Source organism: Leptolyngbya sp. KIOST-1 (genome assembly GCF_000763385.1).
In the GTDB taxonomy this organism is placed as follows: Bacteria; Cyanobacteriota; Cyanobacteriia; order Phormidesmidales; family Phormidesmidaceae; genus Nodosilinea.
This window is the reverse complement of record NZ_JQFA01000004.1, coordinates 1125604-1145947: the sequence shown is the minus strand read 5'-3', so window position 1 is coordinate 1145947 and position 20344 is coordinate 1125604. Positions and strand designations below refer to the sequence as shown.

General features: G+C 54.6%; 21 protein-coding genes, 2 pseudogenes and 1 CRISPR repeat array (1 of these 24 cut by a window edge). Of the genes and pseudogenes, 10 read left to right on the top strand and 13 right to left on the bottom strand.

Translation table 11 applies throughout. The annotated features are described in order from the left end of the window. Positions 1 to 167: a CRISPR direct-repeat array (repeat unit 35 nt; unit sequence GTTCAAATCTCATTACCCCGCAAGGGGACGGAAAC) (it extends 1512 nt beyond the left edge of the window). Positions 168 to 227: 60 nt separating this feature from the next. The 3 genes from NF78_RS22085 to NF78_RS22075 all read left to right on the top strand — a co-directional run bounded on the left by NF78_RS22085 (position 228) and on the right by NF78_RS22075 (position 3617). Beyond that, positions 228 to 683 carry a four helix bundle protein gene (locus NF78_RS22085; RefSeq protein ID WP_263970681.1) on the top strand — a complete coding sequence of 152 codons (456 nt, stop codon included), beginning with the start codon at positions 228 to 230 and terminating at the stop codon, positions 681 to 683. 35 nt (positions 684 to 718) lie between these two features. After that, the gene (locus tag NF78_RS22080; protein WP_052050840.1) at positions 719 to 2860 is read left to right on the top strand and encodes a tetratricopeptide repeat protein; all 2142 of its coding nucleotides are present in this window, start codon (positions 719 to 721) and stop codon (positions 2858 to 2860) included. A gap of 109 nt (positions 2861 to 2969) precedes the next feature. Next, the gene (locus tag NF78_RS22075; protein WP_035991683.1) at positions 2970 to 3617 is read left to right on the top strand and encodes a Uma2 family endonuclease; all 648 of its coding nucleotides are present in this window, start codon (positions 2970 to 2972) and stop codon (positions 3615 to 3617) included. Positions 3618 to 3672: 55 nt separating this feature from the next. Here NF78_RS22075 and NF78_RS22070 read toward each other — a convergent pair whose 3' ends face one another. Both NF78_RS22070 and NF78_RS31460 read right to left on the bottom strand, forming a co-directional pair. Beyond that, positions 3673 to 4050, bottom strand: coding sequence for a mCpol domain-containing protein (locus NF78_RS22070; RefSeq protein WP_035991680.1), 378 nt, complete (start codon positions 4048 to 4050; stop codon positions 3673 to 3675). Positions 4051 to 4172: 122 nt separating this feature from the next. After that, positions 4173 to 4391: pseudogene (locus tag NF78_RS31460) on the bottom strand (ISKra4 family transposase); the annotation flags it as partial. Position 4392: 1 nt separating this feature from the next. On the opposite strand from NF78_RS31460, the gene NF78_RS22065 reads away from it, so the two are divergent. The 3 genes from NF78_RS22065 (at position 4393) to NF78_RS22055 (ending at position 7900) form a co-directional block, all read left to right on the top strand. Beyond that, positions 4393 to 5814 (top strand): CHASE2 domain-containing protein, encoded by a 1422-nt coding sequence (locus NF78_RS22065; protein ID WP_318655514.1) that lies wholly within the window; start codon positions 4393 to 4395, stop codon positions 5812 to 5814. After that, the gene (locus tag NF78_RS31980) at positions 5792 to 6253 is read left to right on the top strand and encodes a hypothetical protein (RefSeq protein ID WP_052050838.1); all 462 of its coding nucleotides are present in this window, start codon (positions 5792 to 5794) and stop codon (positions 6251 to 6253) included. The genes NF78_RS22065 and NF78_RS31980 overlap by 23 nt, the downstream gene beginning before the upstream one ends. Positions 6254 to 6454: 201 nt before the next feature. Then, the gene (locus NF78_RS22055) at positions 6455 to 7900 is read left to right on the top strand and encodes an iron uptake porin (RefSeq protein ID WP_081972834.1); all 1446 of its coding nucleotides are present in this window, start codon (positions 6455 to 6457) and stop codon (positions 7898 to 7900) included. On the opposite strand, the gene NF78_RS33095 is transcribed toward NF78_RS22055, so the two are convergent. Both NF78_RS33095 and NF78_RS22050 read right to left on the bottom strand, forming a co-directional pair. Then, positions 7889 to 8029 (bottom strand): hypothetical protein, encoded by a 141-nt coding sequence (locus NF78_RS33095; RefSeq protein ID WP_156119961.1) that lies wholly within the window; start codon positions 8027 to 8029, stop codon positions 7889 to 7891. The genes NF78_RS22055 and NF78_RS33095 overlap by 12 nt on opposite strands. Positions 8030 to 8040: 11 nt before the next feature. After that, positions 8041 to 8619, bottom strand: coding sequence for a hypothetical protein (locus tag NF78_RS22050; protein ID WP_225885396.1), 579 nt, complete (start codon positions 8617 to 8619; stop codon positions 8041 to 8043). 371 nt (positions 8620 to 8990) lie between these two features. Here NF78_RS22050 and NF78_RS29940 point away from each other — a divergent pair, with 371 nt between their 5' ends. The 4 genes and pseudogenes from NF78_RS29940 to NF78_RS22035 all read left to right on the top strand — a co-directional run. Beyond that, positions 8991 to 9206: a type II toxin-antitoxin system HicB family antitoxin gene (locus NF78_RS29940; protein ID WP_072016071.1), complete on the top strand. Its 216-nt coding sequence runs from the start codon at positions 8991 to 8993 to the stop codon at positions 9204 to 9206. Positions 9207 to 9322: 116 nt separating this feature from the next. Beyond that, on the top strand, positions 9323 to 10030 hold the full coding sequence (locus NF78_RS22045) for a GntR family transcriptional regulator (RefSeq protein WP_035987054.1): 708 nt from the start codon (positions 9323 to 9325) through the stop codon (positions 10028 to 10030). A gap of 56 nt (positions 10031 to 10086) precedes the next feature. Further along, positions 10087 to 10374: a DUF4090 family protein gene (locus NF78_RS22040; RefSeq protein WP_035987051.1), complete on the top strand. Its 288-nt coding sequence runs from the start codon at positions 10087 to 10089 to the stop codon at positions 10372 to 10374. Positions 10375 to 10466: 92 nt separating this feature from the next. Then, positions 10467 to 10994, top strand: a pseudogene (locus NF78_RS22035) (IS66 family transposase); the annotation flags it as partial. Between the two features lie 241 nt (positions 10995 to 11235). On the opposite strand, the gene NF78_RS22030 reads toward NF78_RS22035, so the two are convergent. From NF78_RS22030 to cas10, 9 genes are read right to left on the bottom strand one after another with little or no spacing between them, the layout of a single operon-like run. Then, positions 11236 to 11865 carry a hypothetical protein gene (locus NF78_RS22030; protein WP_035991675.1) on the bottom strand — a complete coding sequence of 210 codons (630 nt, stop codon included), beginning with the start codon at positions 11863 to 11865 and terminating at the stop codon, positions 11236 to 11238. Beyond that, positions 11865 to 12902, bottom strand: a complete 1038-nt coding sequence (locus tag NF78_RS22025; RefSeq protein ID WP_197064941.1) for an RAMP superfamily CRISPR-associated protein — start codon at positions 12900 to 12902, stop codon at positions 11865 to 11867. Before NF78_RS22025 ends, NF78_RS22030 begins: the two co-directional genes overlap by 1 nt. Before the next feature lies 1 nt (position 12903). Further along, the gene (locus tag NF78_RS22020) at positions 12904 to 13392 is read right to left on the bottom strand and encodes a hypothetical protein (protein ID WP_052050837.1); all 489 of its coding nucleotides are present in this window, start codon (positions 13390 to 13392) and stop codon (positions 12904 to 12906) included. Next, positions 13389 to 14396 (bottom strand): RAMP superfamily CRISPR-associated protein, encoded by a 1008-nt coding sequence (locus NF78_RS22015; RefSeq protein WP_035991673.1) that lies wholly within the window; start codon positions 14394 to 14396, stop codon positions 13389 to 13391. Before NF78_RS22015 ends, NF78_RS22020 begins: the two co-directional genes overlap by 4 nt. After that, a complete protein-coding gene (gene csx7, locus NF78_RS22010) occupies positions 14389 to 15237 on the bottom strand; it encodes a CRISPR-associated RAMP protein Csx7 (RefSeq protein ID WP_035991672.1) in 849 nt (282 codons plus the stop codon). Before csx7 ends, NF78_RS22015 begins: the two co-directional genes overlap by 8 nt. A gap of 54 nt (positions 15238 to 15291) precedes the next feature. Further along, entirely contained in the window at positions 15292 to 15786 is a 495-nt protein-coding gene (locus tag NF78_RS22005) for a hypothetical protein (RefSeq protein ID WP_035991671.1), read from the bottom strand. 2 nt (positions 15787 to 15788) lie between these two features. Beyond that, entirely contained in the window at positions 15789 to 17030 is a 1242-nt protein-coding gene (gene csx10 / locus NF78_RS22000; RefSeq protein ID WP_035991669.1) for a CRISPR-associated RAMP protein Csx10, read from the bottom strand. After that, the gene (locus NF78_RS21995; protein WP_052050836.1) at positions 17027 to 17833 is read right to left on the bottom strand and encodes an RAMP superfamily CRISPR-associated protein; all 807 of its coding nucleotides are present in this window, start codon (positions 17831 to 17833) and stop codon (positions 17027 to 17029) included. The genes csx10 and NF78_RS21995 overlap by 4 nt, the downstream gene beginning before the upstream one ends. Next, positions 17830 to 20166 (bottom strand): type III-B CRISPR-associated protein Cas10/Cmr2, encoded by a 2337-nt coding sequence (gene cas10, locus NF78_RS21990; protein WP_035991668.1) that lies wholly within the window; start codon positions 20164 to 20166, stop codon positions 17830 to 17832. Before cas10 ends, NF78_RS21995 begins: the two co-directional genes overlap by 4 nt. Positions 20167 to 20344: the final 178 nt, after the last annotated feature.

Below are 20344 nucleotides of genomic sequence, written 5' to 3'. Positions count from 1 at the left end.
CCCGCAAGGGGACGGAAACACGCCAAACAGCAGGATGGTAGCGGCGAGGGTCGAAGGTTCAAATCTCATTACCCCGCAAGGGGACGGAAACCTTGCCAAAAAAGCCAAAGTTTAGGCCAGTCTGATTGGCGCGTTCAAATCTCATTACCCCGCAAGGGGACGGAAACGGAACTAAAAAAAACGAAGAGGGAAAAACGAAAAGAGAAAACCCTCTGTCAACTTCAAGCATGTTGGCCAAACCTTTTCGTTATTCGTTCTTCCTTTTTCTCTCTTTCTCCCCTCTGGGTACTCTAGGCAAGCTGAACTACCTGTTAGAAATGCCCGTTAGCCAAAATCCTCAACCGGAAGACTTGCGGCAGCGAACGAAGACATTTGCCCTACGGATCATCAAGCTTTATGGCTCATTGCCGAAAAGCACCGAGGCTCAGATTTTGGGTAAACAGCTTCTACGGAGTGGTACCTCCGTAGGGGCACATTACCGAGAAGCTGTGCGATCGCGCTCCAAAGCTGAGTACATCAGCAAAGTAGGTGGCGGACTCCAAGAGCTAGAAGAGTCTGTGTACTGGCTAGAACTGCTTGCCGATGCTAATCTCGTAGCACCTCAGAAGTTGACTAGCTTAACAGATGAGGCCAACGAACTAATCGCTATTTTCGTCACTCTCTCCAACCGCGCCAAAGCTTAATCTTATTTTCGTTCTTCGTTTTTCCCTCTTTCTACGTGCTCTCCGCCCTCGGCATTGACCCGGCCCGCATTCGCCACGTGCAACCCCGCACCCGCCGCACCCACTGGCAGGCGATTGTCAACTGGCTGACCCGCTACCAACCCCCCGCGACGGGCTCAAACCTAGAACAGGTGCAGGGCTACCTGGAAGCCTTTCATCACCTCTGCGAAATTGAAGAATGGCAGCGGGCGCTGAGCCTGATGCTGCACGAACTGGATACCCCCACCCAGGCGCAGCTGCACTACCAGCTCAAGCTATGGGGCTACCTGCCAGAGCAAAGGGAGCTGTATGAGGCGCTGGTGGACTGTGTAGAGCCGGTGTGGCAAGGGCGCTTGCTGCAATTTTTGGCGGCGGTGCACCAGGCCCAGGGTAACTATGGGCAGGCCCAGGAGTATTGCGATCGCAGCCTGGCCATTTTCCAAACCGTCGGCGGCCCCGTAGATCGAGGTATGGTGCTGAGCCACCTGGGCGAAATTCGTTACGCCCAGGGCGACTACGCCGCCGCCATTGACTACCAACAGCAATGGCTCACCATTGCCCGTGAAGCTGGCCTACGCAGTGGCGAGGGCATTGCCCTGGGCAGCCTGGGCAATATCTACGAGTCCCAGGGCGACTACGCGACTGCACTGGAGTACCATCGGCAACATCTGGCCCTGGCCCGTGCGGAGGGCGATCTGGAGCTGGAGGGATCGGCCCTGGGCAATATGGGCAGTTGCTACCACGCCCTGAGCCAGTACGTCCAGGCTAAGACCTGTCACCAGCAACACCTGGCCCTAGCGCAGAAAATTGGCCATCGCCAGGGGGAGAGCAACGCCCTGGGCGGACTGGGCAGCGCCTGCTATAGCCTGGGGGAGTATGACCTGGCAACCCACTATTTTGATCAGCAGCGACAAATTGCCCGGGAGATCGGCGATCGCATGGGCGAAGGCAATGCCTTTGGCGGTCTGGGCAACGTCTGTTTCGCTACCGGCGACTTTGAGCAGGCACTGGCCTACCACCGTCAGCATCTAGCGATCGCCCAAAGCCTGGCGCATTCCCAGAGCACTTTGCACGCTTTGGGGAACCTGGGCAATGTCTACAGCGTTACTGGCCAATATCCCCAGGCAGCGGACTGCTACCGGCAGCAGATGACGCTTGCCAAAGCCATTGGTGACCAGCTAGGAATGGGATTAGCCCTCGGCAATTTAGGGGTGGTGGCCCACGCATTGGGTGACTACGGCGAGGCATTTGAGGCGTTGCAGCAGCAGTTAGCGATTGTGCGAGAGATGGGCGATCGCACCCGCGAGGGGCAGACGCTGAGCAACTTGGGCAACACCTACAGCGCTGTGGGTAACAATTCTCAGGCGGTGCAGTGCTACGAAGCAGCGATCGCGATCGCGCAACAGGTGGGCGATCGCCAGGGTGAGGCCAACGCACTGGGCTACCTGGGTAACCTTCACCACGGACAGGGACAGTTTCAGGCCGCGCTCGATTACCATCAGCAGCATTTGGAGCTAGCCAAAGTCCTGGGCGATCGGCCAGGGGTTAGCCGCGCCCTGCAGGGGTTAGGCAATACCTACATGCAGATGGGCAACTACGAGCTGGCCCTGGAATATCACGAGCAAAACTTAGCTCTGGTCAGAGCCATGGGCGATATCGCTGGGGAAGGTGCAGCCCTGGGCAGTATCGGCAACGTCTACGACGAGTTACACGACTACAGTCAGGCCGCGATTTACCACCGGCAGGATCTGGCGATCGCGCGTCAGATTGGCGAAAAGCGAGCTGAAGCTGCCGCCCTGGGCAACCTGAACCTGGCCAATGCTGAGAGTGAGCTGGGCCAGTATGAGCAGGCGGTAGAGCACTACGGGCAGACCCTGGCGATTGCGCAGCAGATTGGCGCTCCGTTAAGCGAGGGGTTGACCCTGGCGAACCTGGGCGAAACCTTGACGAAGGTGGGTCAATACGATGCTGCCCTGGCCAATCTGCAAGCTGGGATCAGCATCCTCCAAGAGCAAGGGGCGCGATCGCTGGAGGCATCGGCCTATAAATATTTGGGGTTGCTGTATGAGGCGATGGGCGATCGAGAAAAGGCGGGAGCGGCGTTTGAGCGGGCGATGGCTCTAGCTACTGAGCTGGGTTTGCCTTGGGAAGGGGAGTGAGGGGAAGTGGGGGAGATAAGATTAAGGTAAGTTCGAAGGTCGTTCTGCTTCGCACGGGCTATGCCCTACTTTTTTCATTTTTCCTTTTTCACTCTTGTGATGTCTGCCCATGGTTACTCTACAGCTACGCCAGCTAGATGTGCCCCCAGGGCAGCGATTGCTGCTCCACGATGTGAGCTGGGATGAGTTTGAGGCGATTTTGGCCGAACTGGGGGAACAGCGCGGCTCTCGCATTGCCTATGCCAACGGTTTGCTAGAGATTATGGCCCCATTGCCGGAACATGAGTCGGACAAGGAAATCATTGGCGATTTGATAAAAGCGTTGCTAGAAGAGCTCGACATTGAGTTTCGCAGTCTAGGCTCAACGACCTTTAAGAACGCCACCATGTTGAAGGGTATTGAGCCTGATCAGTGCTTTTACATTCAAAATGAAGCAGCGGTGCGCGGCAAAAACCGGCTAGATTTGACTGTAGACCCACCGCCGGATCTGGTTCTGGAGGTGGATATTACCTCCCGCACGCATCCAGATACCTATGCGGCTTTGGGCGTACCTGAGCTTTGGCGGCGGGTCGGAAAAACCATTCGGATTTATCAGCTTTTGGATGGCCAGTATGTGGAGGTAGACAACAGCCCTACGTTTCCGGGTTGGTCGCTGCAAGCGGCAATTCCTACCTATGTGGCCCAGAGCCAGGTGGAGGGGCGGAATCGGGCGATGCGATCATTTCGGCAGTGGGTGAGAGGGAAAATAGAGAATTGAAAAAATCTTATTCAGGCTGAAAACCGCATCAATACTTCCGAAAATATCAATAAACTCAATTAATTTTCAAGACTTTGTATTCTGAATCTTCAAATATCACGACTCTGCTTTTCCCAGATGTCTTTGCATACTTTAAAGCAAGATAGGTGTCTCTTAACGTGTTTCCAATGCCCGCCGAAAAATTGAATGTAATTGACTGAGACTCAATCAATTCAACCAACATATTCGTGTCCAAGTCTTCTCCTTTGCACAAAAGACTATCTCCCGAGAAGAAAATGACTTCCATGCCTAAAGACTGAAGATTTTCACTCATAATCAAAATAGACTTATCTACTTCTTTGCTAAGCAGTCTAACATCTTCTTCTCTATTTTTCAGAAATCCAAGCTCAAGCCTTGCCCCTACGTCATCGCCATCAATGCCGACATATTTCATTCGGAGAAAATCCTAGTTTTTTCGACTCGTTCAAGAACGTATAGTGATGTATTAATAACTAATCTCGCTTCATCCTTTCCTCTCAGAAAATCATAGGGATGAGAGCTTATGTTGGGAGCATGTCACCTTTGTAACCCAATGGCTCCATTGAGATAAGCACAACGATGGGCCAGCACCTGGGGAACATTGTCCTCATTCCACTGGGCCCCTGAGATTTTGACTCTGCGGCTGATTTGCTTGATAGCCGATTCAACCGCCCCTGAGCCAATCGAGCAGATTTGCTCGCGTTGATAATAGTCATAATTGACAATGCGGTGGCGATGCTTGCGGAGGTAATTACAAATCCAGGTCAACCCCACTGAATCACTGACCATTGAGCAGCTCAAATACGCCCTGCAACGCACCATCACTAATGGCTTACAGCTAGCGATTTTGAACTCCTGCGACGGGCTGGGGCTGGCCTGGGATCTGGCCGATCTGCACCTGCCCCAAACCATTGTGATGCGGGAGCCGGTACCCGATGCGATCGCCCACCAATTCCTCAAAGGGTTTCTAGCCGCATTCGCCCAGGGCACACCGCTCTACAGCGCCGTGCGCGAAGCCCGCGAAAAGCTCCATGGGCTGAGTGAGCTGGGCAGCTGCGCCGCCTGGCTGCCGGTGATTGTGCAAAATCCGGCGGAGGTGCCCCCCACCTGGCCCCAGCTAGCGGGTCAGCCCGTGAAGCCCGCTCCGATGACGCGGCCTCCACTAAAACCCGCCCAGCGTCGAACTGTATGGAGAACCCTGGCCCTCACCGCCACGGTTTTAGCCCTGCGCTGGGTCGGCCTTCTGCAACCTGCCGAACTGTGGGCCTACGACGCCTTAATGCGATCGCGCCCAGCCGAGACCCCTGACCCTCGCCTGGTGGTGGTGACGGTGGATGAAAACGACATTCAATCTCAAACCGCCCCAAATCGACGGGGTTCGGTGGCCGATGCGACCCTGCACCAGGCTCTGACCATCCTGGCCAACAGTGAGCCCCGAATCGTTGGCCTTGACCTGTACCGTGACTTTCCGGCCAGCGACCCGGCCCTGGTGGCAGCGCTGGAGCAGCCCAATCTGGTGGGGCTGTGCAAAAGCCGGGATGCGATCGCAGGCTCGGTCGGCATCAGTCCGCCGCCAGAGCTACCCCTCGCCCAGGTCGGCTTCAGCGACTTTGTTGAAGAATCTGACGGCCTGGTCAGGCGGCAGCTGCTAACGCTGACCCCCGATCCGGTTTCGCCCTGTCAGTCGTCCTATGGGTTTGCAGCCTTGGTGGCCATTCACTACCTCAACCAGGCTGGACTATCGCCCGGCTTCACAGCCCAGGGCAATTTGCACATTGGCGATGTGGTGTTTCCCCGGCTCAACCAGCGTACGGGTGGGCTGCAACGGATCGACAACGGCGGCAACCAGCTATTGCTCAACTACCGCGCCCTGGCGGCTCCCGACCAGATCGCGGCGACGGTTACTCTCCAGCAGCTTTTGAATGGGCAGGTGAATCTGGAGCGGCTGCGCGATCGCATTATCCTCATCGGCGTCACCGCCCCCAGCGGCGGCGACTACTGGTCAACCCCCTACGGTGCCCAGGGCCAGACCCGCACGGCGGGCGCTGGCGGCGTGCGGGCCAGTCTACCGGGGCTACAGCCTCAGGGGCAACCCCCGCTACCCGCGCCTCAATGCCTGGTTTACGGCCCTGCGCCGCCGCCCTGCCTACCACCGGGTGCGCTCCGACGACACCACTAATGTGCTGCTGCTGCGCCGTCGCTTTGGCCTGGAACCCACGGGGCAACCCCTGCCCCTCCACCCCGAAGACAGCGCCGACTTGGCCTACCGGGCGGAGGCGGCGGAGCGACTGGCCGACAACCGCGAGGCGGCGATCGCCGACATCCTCAAAAATTCTGGGGTACAGGCCCTGGCCATCACCGATCTGGCCCTGGGCGACATTGTCGATACCCACCTGCGCCACCTGGCCGCCCACTTGCTGCGAGGGGATGAACCCGTCATCGGCGGTGCCACCGGGGGGGCAGAGACATCGACGCCCCAGGCGGTGGCGATCGCCGCGATCGGAGCCATGACCTATGCCTACCTGCGCAACCGCATCTGCGCCCCCCGCGACATGAGTGCCGGAGCCGCCACTGCCCTGCGGGCCGCTACGGAGGAGTTGCTGGTCGGTCTTTACTGAGGGACTGGCGTGATGGGGTAGGGGTGGGGGGTGTTCTGGAGGCAGCGCGCTCTAAGGGCAGCCCGCAGGTTGGGGAGGTTTGCAACTAAATTGCTTGTATTTGTATCTCCAGATATTTCTATTTTATTTGCAATCTATTTGAATTTGATTCAGGGCATATTTGCCCCGCCAACGTATCTATCTATGGTGTGAGGAAAACGAATGGTTAAATTACTGTGGCAATCGCTGCTGGCGGTGCCTGCTGCTGTGGCGGTGTCGGGTGCGGCGATCGCAGCCGAGTCCCAGCCCCTCCAGGTCGGCAGCTTCGATCAAGAGCCGATTCAACTGGCTCAGATCACCAGCGTGTCGGAACTGACCGACGTGCTGCCCTCGGACTGGGCCTTCCAAGCGCTGCAAAGCCTAGTGGAGAACTATGGCTGCATCCAGGGTTATCCCGATCGCACCTTCCGGGGTCAGCGTGCCCTGACCCGCTTTGAGTTTGCTGCCGGTCTGAACGCCTGCCTGGATGTGATCGCTACCCTGATTGCCCAATCGGGCATTGACCCCGAAGATTTGGCTGCCATCCGCCGCCTACAGCAAGAGTTCCAAGCCGAATTGGCCACCCTGCGCGGTCGTGTCGATGCTCTGGAAGCCGAAACCGCGACCCTGCGGGCTCAGCAGTTCTCGACTACCACCAAACTGCGCGGTGAGGCGGTATTCAACTTAATCACGCCCTTTGACACCCTGGCTCCCGAAACCAGCACCAGTGTTGCCTCTCGGGCTCGTCTGAACTTTGACACGAGTTTTTCCGGTCGCGATCGCCTGCGCATTCGTCTACAGGCCGGGGATGGTAACGCTATCACGGGTGGCCCCGGCAACCCTCTGGGCGGTCTAGCTACCGCTGCTGGCGGTGGCTTTAACGTCGATGTCACCACCTTCGCCTACAGCTTTCCCCTCGGCAACCGCATCAATGCTACTGTTTCTGCGCGAGGCAACGCTGGCAGGGACTGGGTAAACCCCGCTACCCGCCCCTTCGATGGCCCTTCCGTGGCCAACGCGGGTCGCGTTCAGTTCTATGACACCTTTGGCAGCACGTCTAACGGTGCTGGCGTTGGCCTGAACATCGCCTTCACCGACAACCTGATTCTGGACTTGGGCTACACCGCTTCGAATCCTGGCGGTGCTACCAACCCTGCCGTTGGTATTGCCGCTGCCCGAAACCAGAGCTACATCGCTCAGCTTAATCTGGTCAACGCTGGAATTCTCAATTTAGCGGCGGCCTATCTGCACAGTGATGGTGCGGCCGCTGGCTTTGCGGTTCCCACCGCCACCGATACCTTTGCAGGGCTGGTGAACCTCAACTTTGGCGGGTTCTTTATCGCTGGCCACGGGGCGTTTACCTCGTTCACCGGGGGAGACGACTTTAGCTGGACGGCGGGTCTCGGGATCAACAACTTCCTGGTGGAAGGCGCAAGATTTGGCGTGTACGGTGGTCAACTACCCACTGCCAGTCGTCCGCAATGTGCTGATTCCAGAGTCGCTGCCCGCCCTGGTGCTGGGCCTCACCCTGATGGTGATCAGCCTGATTGGCAACTCAGCCATGGCGGGGGTAGTCGGCGGCGGCGGGCTGGGCGATCTGGCCATTCGCTACGGCTTTCAGCGCTTTGATACGCGGGTGATGCTGTTCACCGTGGTGATTTCTAGAGTCTGCATGTCAGCCGGATCGCTCTCCTCGTAGAGCAATTGAGCGATTGCTGCGAGATGAGTTTTGAGTTGGGTGGCTTTCTCAGGGGTCATCAGTTAGGCCTTTAGGTCAACACTTGCATCCTCACCTGTTTCAGCCGACCTTGCAAACCTGACATGCTCCCGCTTATGTTTCTGTGTACCCTGACCAGATCCATAAGTTTGTCACAGGTTTGCAGTTCTTTCAATTGCTGCTCATATTCAGAAAGGCTTTTATTTCGCTTGCCTCGAAGAGGTTCACAAAAATAACTCCTTAGCCATTTAATGGAGTCATCCAAAGTCTTAAGGGAGGTCTTCTCTTTTATCTCCCCTGCAGCGATCTGCTTTATTTGATCAGGAATTTCAAGAGAAATTTCTTCGATTATTTGGCTGATTTTAGCAATAGCATCAGGATATTGCTCTAGAAAATAGCTGTCAATACAGCTTTCTAATTGCAACTTTAGCTGATTCCTCAAGAAACTACTCTTGAATTCTACATCACTGAATTTCGCCGTCAACTCAGAAATTTTTTCTTTGTAGTAAAAAATTTCAAAAAAAGTGTATTTCCCGATGCTTTCCAAGTTGCTCAGTGGAGAAATAACGTCGATTCTGTAATCATTGTCAGAGAGCTCTTCCGGTGGAGTATTAAATTTATCCCGATTCACAACCAAGAAAAACAAGTTCTCTATCTGGGACAAACTTGCAGATGCATACAGAGTGCTTGAAATATATTTGTCTCCATTGGTTAGATCAACAACTATTTGTGATCGATTATAAAACTTCAACTTTTCGCTCAGAATTCTAGGGATTGCTTGGTGTAGTTCATTCCTTTCTACCAGCGTTGACTCAATAGAAACACTATCTATATAATGTCTTACTATCTCATTGCGCTCTCCCTCAATAGAATTACCGTAACCGTCCCAGGAATTTAACGAAGGCTTAGGGATTTTGGGCTAGGAGTCCCGGTAAGGTGAAGCGATGAGCGACGAGATCGAGATAGCTGGAATCCGAGTTTGCAACAACCGGGAATTAAGTCGTGACTCAATATTTGATCGTCATTGAACCAACTGAGACAGGCTTTTCGGCCTATTCCCCCGATTTACCGGGCTGTATTTCGACTGGGACGACTCGGGCTGAGGTAGAAAGCAACATGCGTGAAGCGATCGAGTTTCATCTCGAAAGCCTCAAGCTAGAAGGCTTAGACGTTCCGCAACCTTCTACCACCTCCGCCTACATTGAAGTCGCCGCATAGCGCCTTAGCCCCAGGCACCATGCCCTGGGGATAGCGCAAGAAGGGTTGGGTGTCTATAGAAATTCAGTACACTGGCATCGGCCAGTGTTCCACCTGCGCCAGAGGTTAAACCCCCTGTGATTCTATCCTCTTCACCGATCATCAACCGCAGCAAGTCGCTCTACGAGCAGGTGTACCACGCGCTGCGTTCGGCGATTTTGACCGGCGACCTCTCCCCAGGCGATCGCCTGGTTGAAACCCAGTTGGCCGAGTGGCTGCAGGTGAGCCGCACCCCCCTGCGCGAGGCGCTGCGCCAGCTCCAGCAGGACGGGCTGGTTACCGCCGATGTCAGCGGCGGGCTGCGGGGGACCACCATTACTGCCGCCGATGCCGAAGAACTCTACGACTGTCGGCTGGCCCTGGAGGCCCTGGCGGTGGCCGGGGCCTGTACCCACGCCACAGCGGAGCAGCTGGAGGCAATTGCCCTCTGCGTGGCCCAGGCCGAGGGGGCCACCGCCAACAGCCACGGCAGCCTCTCCCCCGAAGGGCTGCTCAACGTGGACTACCAGTTTCACCACCTGATTGCCGAAAGCTCGGGCAATCGGCGGCTGGTGTCGCTGCTCGATTCACTGTTTGACGCCATGGCCCTGCTGCGGATCCAGACCCTCCAGCAAAACCCCAACGTGCTCGATATTCGCCTGGAGCACCGCCAGATCTACGAGGCCATCCTCAGCCGCAACTCGGAGGTGGCCGTCAGCGCCATCACCCAGCACCTGCGGGCCAGCAAAACCCGCGTGGTCAAAGAAATTGAGGGCCATCAGCCGGTTGCGGCGGTTCCGTCCTGACGACGGGGATCGCGGTCTGGTAGGATCTTGAGACGATTCACCTAGCAGAAACCGCCATGTCTCAGACTCCCACCACCGGGGCCGATGCCGTTGATGCCGCGATCGCAGCCGGCATCGATCTCGACGGCACCCCCATTCCCCCTGCCAAGCTCGACCTCTACCACCAGGTAATGGCGAAAGAAGCCGGGCGGCAGCGCAGCGGTGTCTCCAACTCCATGCGATCGCGGATTGTGCGAATTGGGGCCAAGCATTTTTCCCAGGATGAGCTGAACGCCATGCTGGCTGCCGCCGACTTTGCCCCTCTCAAAGACAAAGAGATCGCCTATTTCTACGGCGGCAAGTAGTTTTATCTAGGGCAGCGTCAAGCCCAAAAATTTGGGCTCTCGGAGGTTGGGTGAACCCTGCCTTTCACCCAACAGCAACAACCCTGATTGGGGCGCTGCTGAGGCGGCAGCGGCGATTATTTCGCTGGTGGCACCGGGTGCGTGATGGCACCTTGGTACGCTCCGACTTTATCGAGTTCGTCAAACCCTTGCGGGCTGGCTTTAAGGCTGAACTCGTTGCGGCGACAGCCCTGCCTATCGCCATCGCCGAAAAGACGCCGCTAGCTAAAACCATCCGCACCTGCCAGCAACTCTTACAGGTAGAACCCGCCCTTTGGACGTTTGTGCAGACCCCAGGGGTGGAGCCGACCAACAATGCTGCTGAGCGGGCGTTGCGTCCAGCGGTGATCTGGCGGCGCACCAGTTTTGGCTCCCAGTCTCATGGAGGAAGTCAGTTTGTCTCGCGCATGCTGACGGTGGTCACCTCCTTGAAGGCTCAGCATCGCAATGTCTTGGCCTTCCTCAGTCAAACCTGTGCCGCCGCTCGGTTGAACCGGCCCGCGCCATCTTTACTTCCTCAATTTGAGCCCGAGCAGGAGGACTCTCTGGAGGCTCATGGTCAGCCTCTCTCTCTAGCTTAGAAAGTTCGATGAGGGACGCTTACGAATTACCTTGCTGATCGAAAATAGATCCTTGACGAACTTGATTTCCTTCTTCATCTTCTACAGAAGAAACATTGTCTATGAAAAGCACGTTTGTGATTTTCATAGAATAAAATTTGTTTGCCAGATACACTACCTTTTGAATTGATTTTATGTTGGGATTGCCCGAGATTATTAGCTGCATTTTTATGTTTTCATGCTGTTGTGAAGTCGTTCAAAGCTAGTTTATAGCAGCTTTCACTTTTTTGATTGATCCATTTTCCTTCAGCTCAGCAACCGCTACCTTAAGAGCTTGCCCTTCATGTACCTTATCTGCTATTTTTGGCTCTCTTTGAGTAAGCTTAATGCTCCCCAAAATTTCATAGGTTACTTTACTGTTCTTTATAGTTGTGACAACTGCTTCAAGTTCCTGCCCTACTTCAAATTTGTGAGCTTCGGTTATAGCCTTAATCTCTGCTTCTCGCTCTGACACAAAAACAGTGGGCTTCTCGATTTCCCCAGTCGGTACTCCTTTGTCGTAGTACTGCACCAGGCGAGCCGCCCAGCTCAAAATGTGCAGCGTTCTGGGGGCATCATCTTTATAGTTCTCTAAAAACTGACTACACACTGCATCTAGGCTTTGGTAGTAGCCCTGTGTTCGCTTGCTGTGGCCAATCGCATTGCCATGACGCGCCAGTGTCTTCAAATAGTCAAAAAACTTCTTGCCAGCGTCTGACTCATCCTGGCGATCGCGCAAATAGCTAATCGCTTTGCGGAACTCATTCACATCTGTACCTTCAATCACTAGCTGCCGGGCGATCGCATCGGCAATCTGCCACTGGGCCTCAGTGAGTTCTTCGGTTGCCAGCATTAGTACATTCCCTCCGGTGCAGTGCGGTCAGTGGGCCAGCGCAAAATCTCCGCCAGTTCCTCTAGCTGGGGTAGCTCCACCAGTTGGTTCGACTTAGCGGCCTGGGTCATTTTTTGAATAAACAGTGTTACCGCTTCGCCGGTCAGGGTTTCGGCTTCGGGTGGGTCGTAGTTAGCATAGCGATCGCGCACGTCTTGCGTCACTTCCAGGGTCGGCACCGACACCTGCACTGTCCCCATGCCCACTGGCTTACCGCCACCTAGCTTTAGCGCTATGGGGTACTGCGAATCCTGTCCCAGGGCAATTAGCAACGTCCCCAGTTGCGCCTCAGTCAGGTTTCTAAAGTGCAGCTGGGTTTTAAATACGTACTCTGTACCTGCTTGCTGCACTGGAATACCGCGATCGCCCTTATCTACTGCCTTCACCGCATGGCGATAAAACTTGCGCCCCGCCGCATACTCTCGGTCATAGTAGGCATCTCGCTCCTCGGGTCGAGGACGGTAGAGCGAGGGCATAAACCCCGTCACTGACTTGGCTGAGGTACAAGTGGCGTCGGTAAAGTGAACTAGCCCCTGCCAATCGAGTGCTCCAAATACTTGGCTGGCAGGGCATAGACTATCTTTGCTGCGGCAGGGCAGACGCTCTTTTGGCATTTTTTGCCGATAGCGGTTGGTGATGACTGCCAGGGTGCTGTTGGTAATGGCCTCATAGATGGCACGCACACAGCCCTTCAGCGAACTGCCCTGAATCAGCAATTGCTGCTGCCTGCCCTGCACCATAGTTTTAACGAGCGGTACTCGACTACCCATATCACTACCCAAAGCTGTCACCCCGGTCGAGACATACAGGGCCGTCAATACCTTGAGGGTCAAAAATAGGGTGCCGTGGTAAGCGTCTGCTCTGTAGCGATGGTGCCCTACTGGGGGTTTAAGAAACGGCTTTTCCCGAGGAAATGACACCAGAGCATAGGGCTTATCTGGCCCTTCATCAGATTGGGGCGATCGCCGGATAGGCTTGCTAGGTCGATTTGCGGTCATGTTATAAAGCCCTCAATGCCACAAATTGCACAATGCCAGTTTGCTCATCAATAAAGTATCGCTGCCCGATGTCGAGCCGGTCAGGATAGGTAATCCCCTGCGGAAACCGGGTTTCGGTGGTGGGATAAAACTGAGCATTTAGGTTGCGAATCTGCCAGGTTTGTCGCTGGTGCTGAGGATTCACTAGTGCTCTCAGGTCGGTATCAGGAACTGGGGTGCTAGAGAGTAGCAGCACCGTGTAGGTATCTTGTCGCCGTCTCCAGCGCAGCTCGCGATCGCGATTAAATACCTGTCCCTCTGGGCAATCAAGGACCGTGGTACTGGGCAACCCTGCCCCGAGAGAAATGGTGTGAGGCCAACGCAGGCAGTGCCATATAGGCTCTGCCACGTAATGCTTGATTAGAGCTACCAGTGCGGTGGTGTCTAGCGGAATGGCATTGTCACCGACAAAGGGGCGATCGGTAGTGTTTTGCTCTTGTGCCTGGGTCACGCGGCTACCTCCTGCAGCCGTTTGCGCCAGGCTGCTACCGCCATCCGAAACAGGTCATCAATCTGGTTGTCAGACCAACTAAGCCGTACTCCCAATCCGTAGTCCATCTCCTCAAGGATGAATTCTGCCTTTGAGGCATCGAGTGGTTGCACATCTTTTTTGGGAAATCCGTAGTTTTGGCGCTCTGCCTCAGGCAAAAATGCTCCAGATCCTTTGAGGGCAACGGCCTCCCACGGGGTCTGGCTGCCCAGGGTGTAGATCTGCCCACCTTCCAGCACACAGCCGGGATACTCAATCCTGGCGTCGTTAAGTTTGACATCTACTAGGCCCATGCCCCGCGACTTGGCAAAACCCAGCCCAAACCATCCCTCTCGCAGGTCACGCAACACCAGCCCCAGCAGCCCCAGCTGCTCTAGAGTGAAGTTTTTGAGGTGAATTTTGGTGCGAAATGCTCCTTCAGTGCAGACTTGGTAGTTAAACGGCCCCACTGCTACCGATCCAAAGACGCGATCGATGGCTACCCCATTACGTTCTTCAAGCCGGGGCTTGGGTTGCTCTGGGTCTGGGTAGGCGTCTTCTATGCGCAAGCGAGCGGCGATCGCCACACTGCCAAACAGCTGGTCGGTAAACGATGACCATCGATAAATGGTTTGCGTATCTTTCTCTTTTTGCGGCGTCTCTAGATACTTGTAACTTTTTTGATTCAATGGATCTGTTGCCCATAGAGGTATAGGCAGATCATCTTGGGGATCTAAGTTTGGTAAGTCTGGAGGAAAGCGATCGCTACCAATGGTGCGCACAATGCGCTCGGCGTGGGCACGCAAAGCCCCTTTGAGAGAGCTACCTGGCAAGTAAATAGAGCGCCCCCCGCCGTGATACGTTTCTACAAATTCCATATCGGGCTTGGTGGGATCAGCTCCCTCTTTGCCAGATTTAATCAGCACCGGCCCACGGGGAGAAATCGTCAGGTTGATAGTGCAGTGGTTTACAAAGCGCTTATGCATGGGCTTTCTCCGCTGATACGGCCTGGGTTAGCTTGTGAATGAGCGCTGTAGACCACTCCCGTTTAAGAGACTGAATCTCGTGTGCTGTTTTGTTGTAAGACTGGAGCTGATTATTAACTAAGTGCTCTAAGTACTTAACTAGTGCCTCAGAACCATCTGGATTTACCCAAATCATTTCATCGAGTTCTAGACTGACAACACCTAATCCCCTCGACTTACCGCCCCCTAAAGGGATCTGCTGAGCTTCAAACTGGTGCAAGCCCACCATCAGCAAACCCAGTTCCCAGGGGTCGGCATTCTCGACCACGGCTTTGAACTCAAAGGACGTACCCGCAGGCACTACTTGAAAGTCGTAGAGTTTGCCATCGGAAGCGGTTTCGGTGTCGCGGTCAATGGCAACCCCATCGCGCTCTTGGTACTGGCCAAACCAGGTATCAGCCTCTACCATCAGGTCTTGCACCTGAAATTTACTGGCTTGCCAAGGAGTGCCAAATACTTTAGAAACCTCATCCGTCAAATTATCTAAAGCTTTGGTCAGCGCTTGATCATCATCCTTATGTTGCTCTTTAAGGGTTTTGACATGGGAGTTCATCGCCTGACTCACTAGCTCAGAGGGTTCCTTAGCAAGAGTCGGATCAATGCCCCGCATAAACGCTTCAAGGCGGGATCGCATAGCTCCTTTAAAGCTTGATCCTGGTATCAGGGGTCTGCCTAAGGAATCTTTGACAACCGGCAGGTCTGACCCAATCGGCTCTGTAGAGCGCCCTTGGCTGATACGCAGGGCCGTAATGGTTGTGAGGGTGCCAGTTATCTCAAGGCGATTTTTGAATATGTGAAACATACTGGAAGAACTAGAGAGTTGATCAAGGATTTAGCCGTGGGAGGGGTGGAGTCATCAAGTTCGCTTTTTAATCACTTCTGAATTGCCTGTCTTGTTTTCTTTGGCAACATTTCCTTGCTTGTTTTTGTCTTCCACCTTGAGATACTTAAGATAACGAGAACCATAACCAAGATAGCGACGAATTAGTTCGATCTGAATTATCTTCGTGTCTGTGCTAGATGCCTTATTGGCGATTTTTCCTGCTTCTAGCCTTAGGTTTCCATCAATGTCTAAAATAATTTGTTCAGCTAGTGAGTCTTTTCCCCGGCCCCATTTTTCGTCTCGACCTACTTGATATCTCAAGAAGTTTTTGATCACCGCAGGACTTTCTGTTGAGTCTGCAACCCTAACTAGATTACGAAATTGAGCTTCTTCTAGCTCATTTCGAGTATTAGGCCGACCATACTTGCACTTTTCCAGAGCTGATTCGATCCAATTCACCAGATCATCTTCAGATTGAAGGATTTCCTTTTGAATTTTGAGCTTGATTTTCTGATCATTAGCATCCATATTTATACCGACGCCTCTCGCATAACCTGGTGAAACTCATTACAGACTCGAACTTGGCCAAAGCCTTCGCTGGCACGATCGCCCACACCCCAGCGTTCTAGCTGAGCCAGGCACTCATACCAACCGTCGCCCTCCGACATTGGAATGCTGTACAAAAACACACTCCCAATCTTGGTCACTAATTCCACATCCTTGGGTAGCCCCCAGGCGGCATTCCATCCCGAGCGGTAGTCATAGCTGCTGTAGGCCATCTCTAACCTAATCTCACTGCTGGCAAGATCGGCAGACTGTTTCAGCATGGCTTCAGACAACACCATCGTGCGTCGCCAGTGTTCGGTAAGAATCGCATCAGCCTGAAAGTCAATGGTGAAAAAGAGGCGATCTTGCAGAGGGTCGGGATCAAGACTACCAAAGGTATTCCATAGCGCCCAGCGCTCTTGTAACTTGGTATTAAAGGCCGTAACCCTATGGGGCAGAGAGTTTGCTGGTTCTTCAGCAAGAGTTGCTGCAATGCTTACCTGACCCAGCCCCCGTGAGGCGGAGCCGCCCAGCCGAATGCGGTCGCCATTGCCCTGAATAAACGCCAACAGTTGCTCAGCCAGCGCATCGTCATTCACCAAAATGGTGCTGCGGTAGACCGAGGGCACTGGCTGCTGTTTTCCCTGGGTTTCATTCAACACCTCCAGGCTGTAGAGAATTTCATCTTGGGCGGTGGCCCGTTGGCGGTTGATGCCTACCCGTGTCAACAGGCGCTTGTTAACCGAGTGGGTAGCGTGGGAGGTGCCCGATTTGCTGTAGAAACCGCTAAAGGGTTCTACGCGATTGCCCGTTATGTCATTAGGTTCATAAAACAAGCCATGCTCTTTAGCGCAGTAGCTGTCGATGAGCGAGTCAAACACGCCTGCTTTGCCGGGCTTGAAGCCACCGTCAGTTTTAGAACTCAGCGCCGTGACGGGCAAGACAGAGATGGCTTCGGCTCTAAGTTCGTAGGTATCGTCATTTACCCTGGCGACCGCCGGGTAGCCGTTGCGAAACACAGCGGCCTGTTCATCGACAAACAACCGATGAAAATCATCCCCCGTCTCGGGTGTCTCCTGGGTCTGGCGTAAAATCTGGCCTGCGATCGCACCGCGAATCACCGTACCGGGGATGTAGTCCATCGCTTCGCTGACGGAGCCACCCGGCTTGCGCTGGCCGATCGCTAAGGGGGAGTGGGCTGTAATGGTAAGGGTAATCTGCTTCATGCGGCCGCCTCCCTTGTCTCGCTGGGCTGAGCCGCTGCTCGGTCTGGCTTTTTCTTGCCGAGAAAATCCCAGACGGCTGGGTCTATACCAGGGTGGTCAAAGGCGGTTGACTGCCAGTGGAGCCAGCCCAGCCCAGTGGATTTGCCGCCTCCCAGAGCATGGATGTGGCGCAGCCCCGCCAGAATAAGAGCTTTGGCGAAATCGGGTCGATTCTGAACCAGAGCTGGATTTAGGGCTAGCACACCTGAAAACTCTAGAGCGGCGTTAGCAGGGGAGGTCTCTAAGAAGTAGAGCTTCTGATCTTCAGCGGTGCGGCGGCGGCGGTTGATGCTGACACCGGGCCGCAGCACTTCGGGAATGTCTTCGGGCGGGGTGGTGCAGACCAGGTCGCTAAATTGCAGCCGGGCGGGTAAAGCAGGGTTGCCAAACAGTTGGCAAGTCAGGCAATGATGCTGGGGGCGATTATCTGCAAAGGTTAGGTCGAGGGCATAGTCCTCTATCTGAAACGCAGGATTACTCAAGCCTACTTGGGGGCACATGGTTTGCGCCACTGGAGATGTACAGGTGGGCCAGCCCAAGGCCCGCGCTAGTTTTTCGCACTCGTGGCGGAGCCGCCCCTTAAGCTGTGATGCCGGAATTACCAGGCGGCCATCGGCAGCTTTGAGCATGGGTTTGTCGGCCAGGGAACCAGAAGAGCCGCCCGCACCCACGCAGAGAGCTGTGTCGATGACGGCTGTGAGATCAATAGTGTCAGACTGATTTGCCTGGGCAAGCTGCTGATTGACGGTGCTGAGCTGAATCATCGTGCTGCCTCCCCGGTACTGGCTGACTGCGGCATCTCTGGCAATCGCTCTGGGGCAGGCTCATCTCCTTCAGGCAGCACAATGAAGGGGTACAACTCCACCAGTTCGCGCCATAGGGTTTCGTAGATTGTTCTATTCTCTGTGCGAATGGGGGGAAGCCAAGGGGCCAGGTTGCCGTTGTTGGTCGCAGCCTCACACCAGGCTTCTTCAAAGTCTTCAATTAAGGGGCGCTGGTTATCTTGGCTCAGCCGTATCCGAAAGTAGCGGTAGTTCAGAATGGCGGTGCGGCGACCCCGCTCTAGCAAACTGCGGATTTGGTAGAGTTGCGATCGCGGAAACTTTGCCCGCTTCACTGCTCTCACAGTTTCGATCAGTCCGCCCAGCTCGTGGAGGGTGTAGGGTGCGGCATACAACTTGAGCCACTGCTCTCTCTGCGGCTGCTCTTGATCTTGTCGAAACCGCGCTGTCAACCCCTCCTGGCGGAAGGCATCGATATTGGAGGAAATCATGGTGACGGCCTTGAGAGTGAGAAAATCTACGGTGCCGCCAGAATAACCTTTGCCTTTGAGCGTCTTCGCCTTTTTCTTCGCAGACTTCAGCAATTGCGAGACCAGTTTGTCGGCGTAGTAAATGGGGGTATTGGCCGCTGTAATCAGCACCCCGCTAGAGATGCTCAGTTGACTCTTTGAGGGCGAGGCCGTGCTGGAACTATAACGGTGACAGGCAGTAGGGTCTTTTGTGGCATCAGGTGCCAAGTCGTAGCGCCCGGTTTGCGCTAATATCTTTTCAAATTTATCGCCAATGGCTTTAGCGACCTCTAAAGCGGTGTTGGCGGGAACAACTAACAGCACATCATCCCCGCCAATGGTAATGATCTCGAAAGGATGAATCCACACCGGACTTTTGTTATTGCGAGAGGACTTGGCGTCGGGGGTGTAGTGATAGGGATGTAAATGAGCTAAGGCCCAGTAAACTGATTGCTCTGTTGCCTCAAAAACATCTTGACTAAATTGCTGATAATGCTCGGGGGTTTTGATCTGGTCGCGGATGTAAGCTCCCATGTTGTTGCCGTCGGCGTAGATGTAGGCCACAAAGCCATCGCTGGCAGCACCGATTTCAGTCAGCGATCGCGCCTCTCGGCGATGACGCTCCCTAGGCTGACCAGCACTATCCAAAAGCTCCAGGCGTGGATCGTACTGCTCAACCAGTTGGGAATCTCGAAGAAACTGCTCAAACTTTTCAACCCAGCTTCCCAGTGAATCATCAGCGGTGGTGGCGTCCCAGTATTGATTAAATCCGTAGTTGGTATACCACTGCTGCCGTTCGGTTTCTTCCCGCTTTGTAAGCTGGCCAACTCGGCGCTTACGAGCAGTAGGTTCAGAGAATTTTGGTGCATCTGGAAGATGTGCTGCCTCAACTCTAACCACCGCCGATCGTCGGTCGCTGTCATCTCGCATCACGTAGGGATGGGTTTCAAACATGGGTGGGTAGCGCCGACTAGGCCGTGACGAGCCGGGGGTATCGTAGCCGCTACGGCGCTGGTTGAACTGGTTCGCTAGCTTGCCCACCAGTTCGCTAAAGCCTTTGCGCTGTCGAAAAGCTGCTGCAACCGCTTGGGTATCGGCACTTTGCTCAAACCCAAAGTAAGCTTGCACTGCAAAATTGTCCCGGTTTGCTTGCACCGCATCTAACCAGAACGTGTTGCCAATGGGGTCTTTCAGCAAGCCTAGATAAATTTCTAATGGGTAGAAGCTATCCCCCACAGCGCAGGCATTGGCGGTCAGCGTTTCAACGGTGTAGCGCTTTTCGATCGCATCAGCCAAATCGTCTACTAACTCTGCCGGGCAAAAGGCCAGAATGTTACCCCCGGTGGAGTAAATCACCATCTCTGGGGTGAGCGCCCCGACCAACTTGGGGAAATGTTGCTGCAACCACTCAGACCGCACCCGTTCACAATAGCTGGCGGCCTGCTGGCACTGGGGGAAGCGATCGCCGTCTTGCTCTCTACCAAAAAAGGCAGGCAGATCGATCAGGTTGATGCGATCGAGTAGGGCCGAAGCGCCGCGAATCTCTTGCAGGTCGGCAGACTCGAACACATACTGTTTGATTTTGGTTGCGCCGCCATAGACCAAGCCAATTTTTTGGTTCCACAGAACGGGGTGATCTTGGACCAGTCGCTTTAGGTCAGCAATTGTTTGAATCGCATCGAAGGGAGTCTGTAGGTTAGCCGTAGCAGCTTGTAGGTTGGTAAGGATGACTTCGAGGTCAAGGGTGGTGTTCCATGTGAGGCATTGGGCGATCGCCCCTGCAACCTGTTGACGCAAATCGTTCATACCAAGCCAAAACCTTCTCGCGTGTGCTGGTTACAGCCCTTGGGCTGCTTAGCTCCCTCGACGTTAACCTCGACCTACGAGAAAACCCAGAGGATGTTAACTTCTCTTTACGTCTTCGCCAACCCCAATTACGGAAATTATGGAGAAATTTCTGATTTTTCTTGGCAAATCGCTATAA

Bases quoted from the DNA above. Each gene is read 5' to 3' on its own strand.
- NF78_RS22085 (WP_263970681.1), top strand. From the start codon at position 228: ATGTTGGCCAAACCTTTTCGTTATTCGTTCTTCCTTTTTCTCTCTTTC.
- NF78_RS22075 (WP_035991683.1), top strand. From the start codon at position 2,970: ATGGTTACTCTACAGCTACGCCAGCTAGATGTGCCCCCAGGGCAGCGA.
- NF78_RS22070 (WP_035991680.1), bottom strand. From the start codon at position 4,050: ATGAAATATGTCGGCATTGATGGCGATGACGTAGGGGCAAGGCTTGAG.
- NF78_RS22055 (WP_081972834.1), top strand. From the start codon at position 6,455: ATGGTTAAATTACTGTGGCAATCGCTGCTGGCGGTGCCTGCTGCTGTG.
- NF78_RS33095 (WP_156119961.1), bottom strand. From the start codon at position 8,029: ATGACCCCTGAGAAAGCCACCCAACTCAAAACTCATCTCGCAGCAATC.
- NF78_RS22040 (WP_035987051.1), top strand. From the start codon at position 10,087: ATGTCTCAGACTCCCACCACCGGGGCCGATGCCGTTGATGCCGCGATC.
- NF78_RS22030 (WP_035991675.1), bottom strand. From the start codon at position 11,865: ATGCTGGCAACCGAAGAACTCACTGAGGCCCAGTGGCAGATTGCCGAT.
- NF78_RS22025 (WP_197064941.1), bottom strand. From the start codon at position 12,902: ATGACCGCAAATCGACCTAGCAAGCCTATCCGGCGATCGCCCCAATCT.
- NF78_RS22015 (WP_035991673.1), bottom strand. From the start codon at position 14,396: ATGCATAAGCGCTTTGTAAACCACTGCACTATCAACCTGACGATTTCT.
- csx7 (WP_035991672.1), bottom strand. From the start codon at position 15,237: ATGTTTCACATATTCAAAAATCGCCTTGAGATAACTGGCACCCTCACA.
- NF78_RS22005 (WP_035991671.1), bottom strand. From the start codon at position 15,786: ATGGATGCTAATGATCAGAAAATCAAGCTCAAAATTCAAAAGGAAATC.
- csx10 (WP_035991669.1), bottom strand. From the start codon at position 17,030: ATGAAGCAGATTACCCTTACCATTACAGCCCACTCCCCCTTAGCGATC.
- NF78_RS21995 (WP_052050836.1), bottom strand. From the start codon at position 17,833: ATGATTCAGCTCAGCACCGTCAATCAGCAGCTTGCCCAGGCAAATCAG.
- cas10 (WP_035991668.1), bottom strand. From the start codon at position 20,166: ATGAACGATTTGCGTCAACAGGTTGCAGGGGCGATCGCCCAATGCCTC.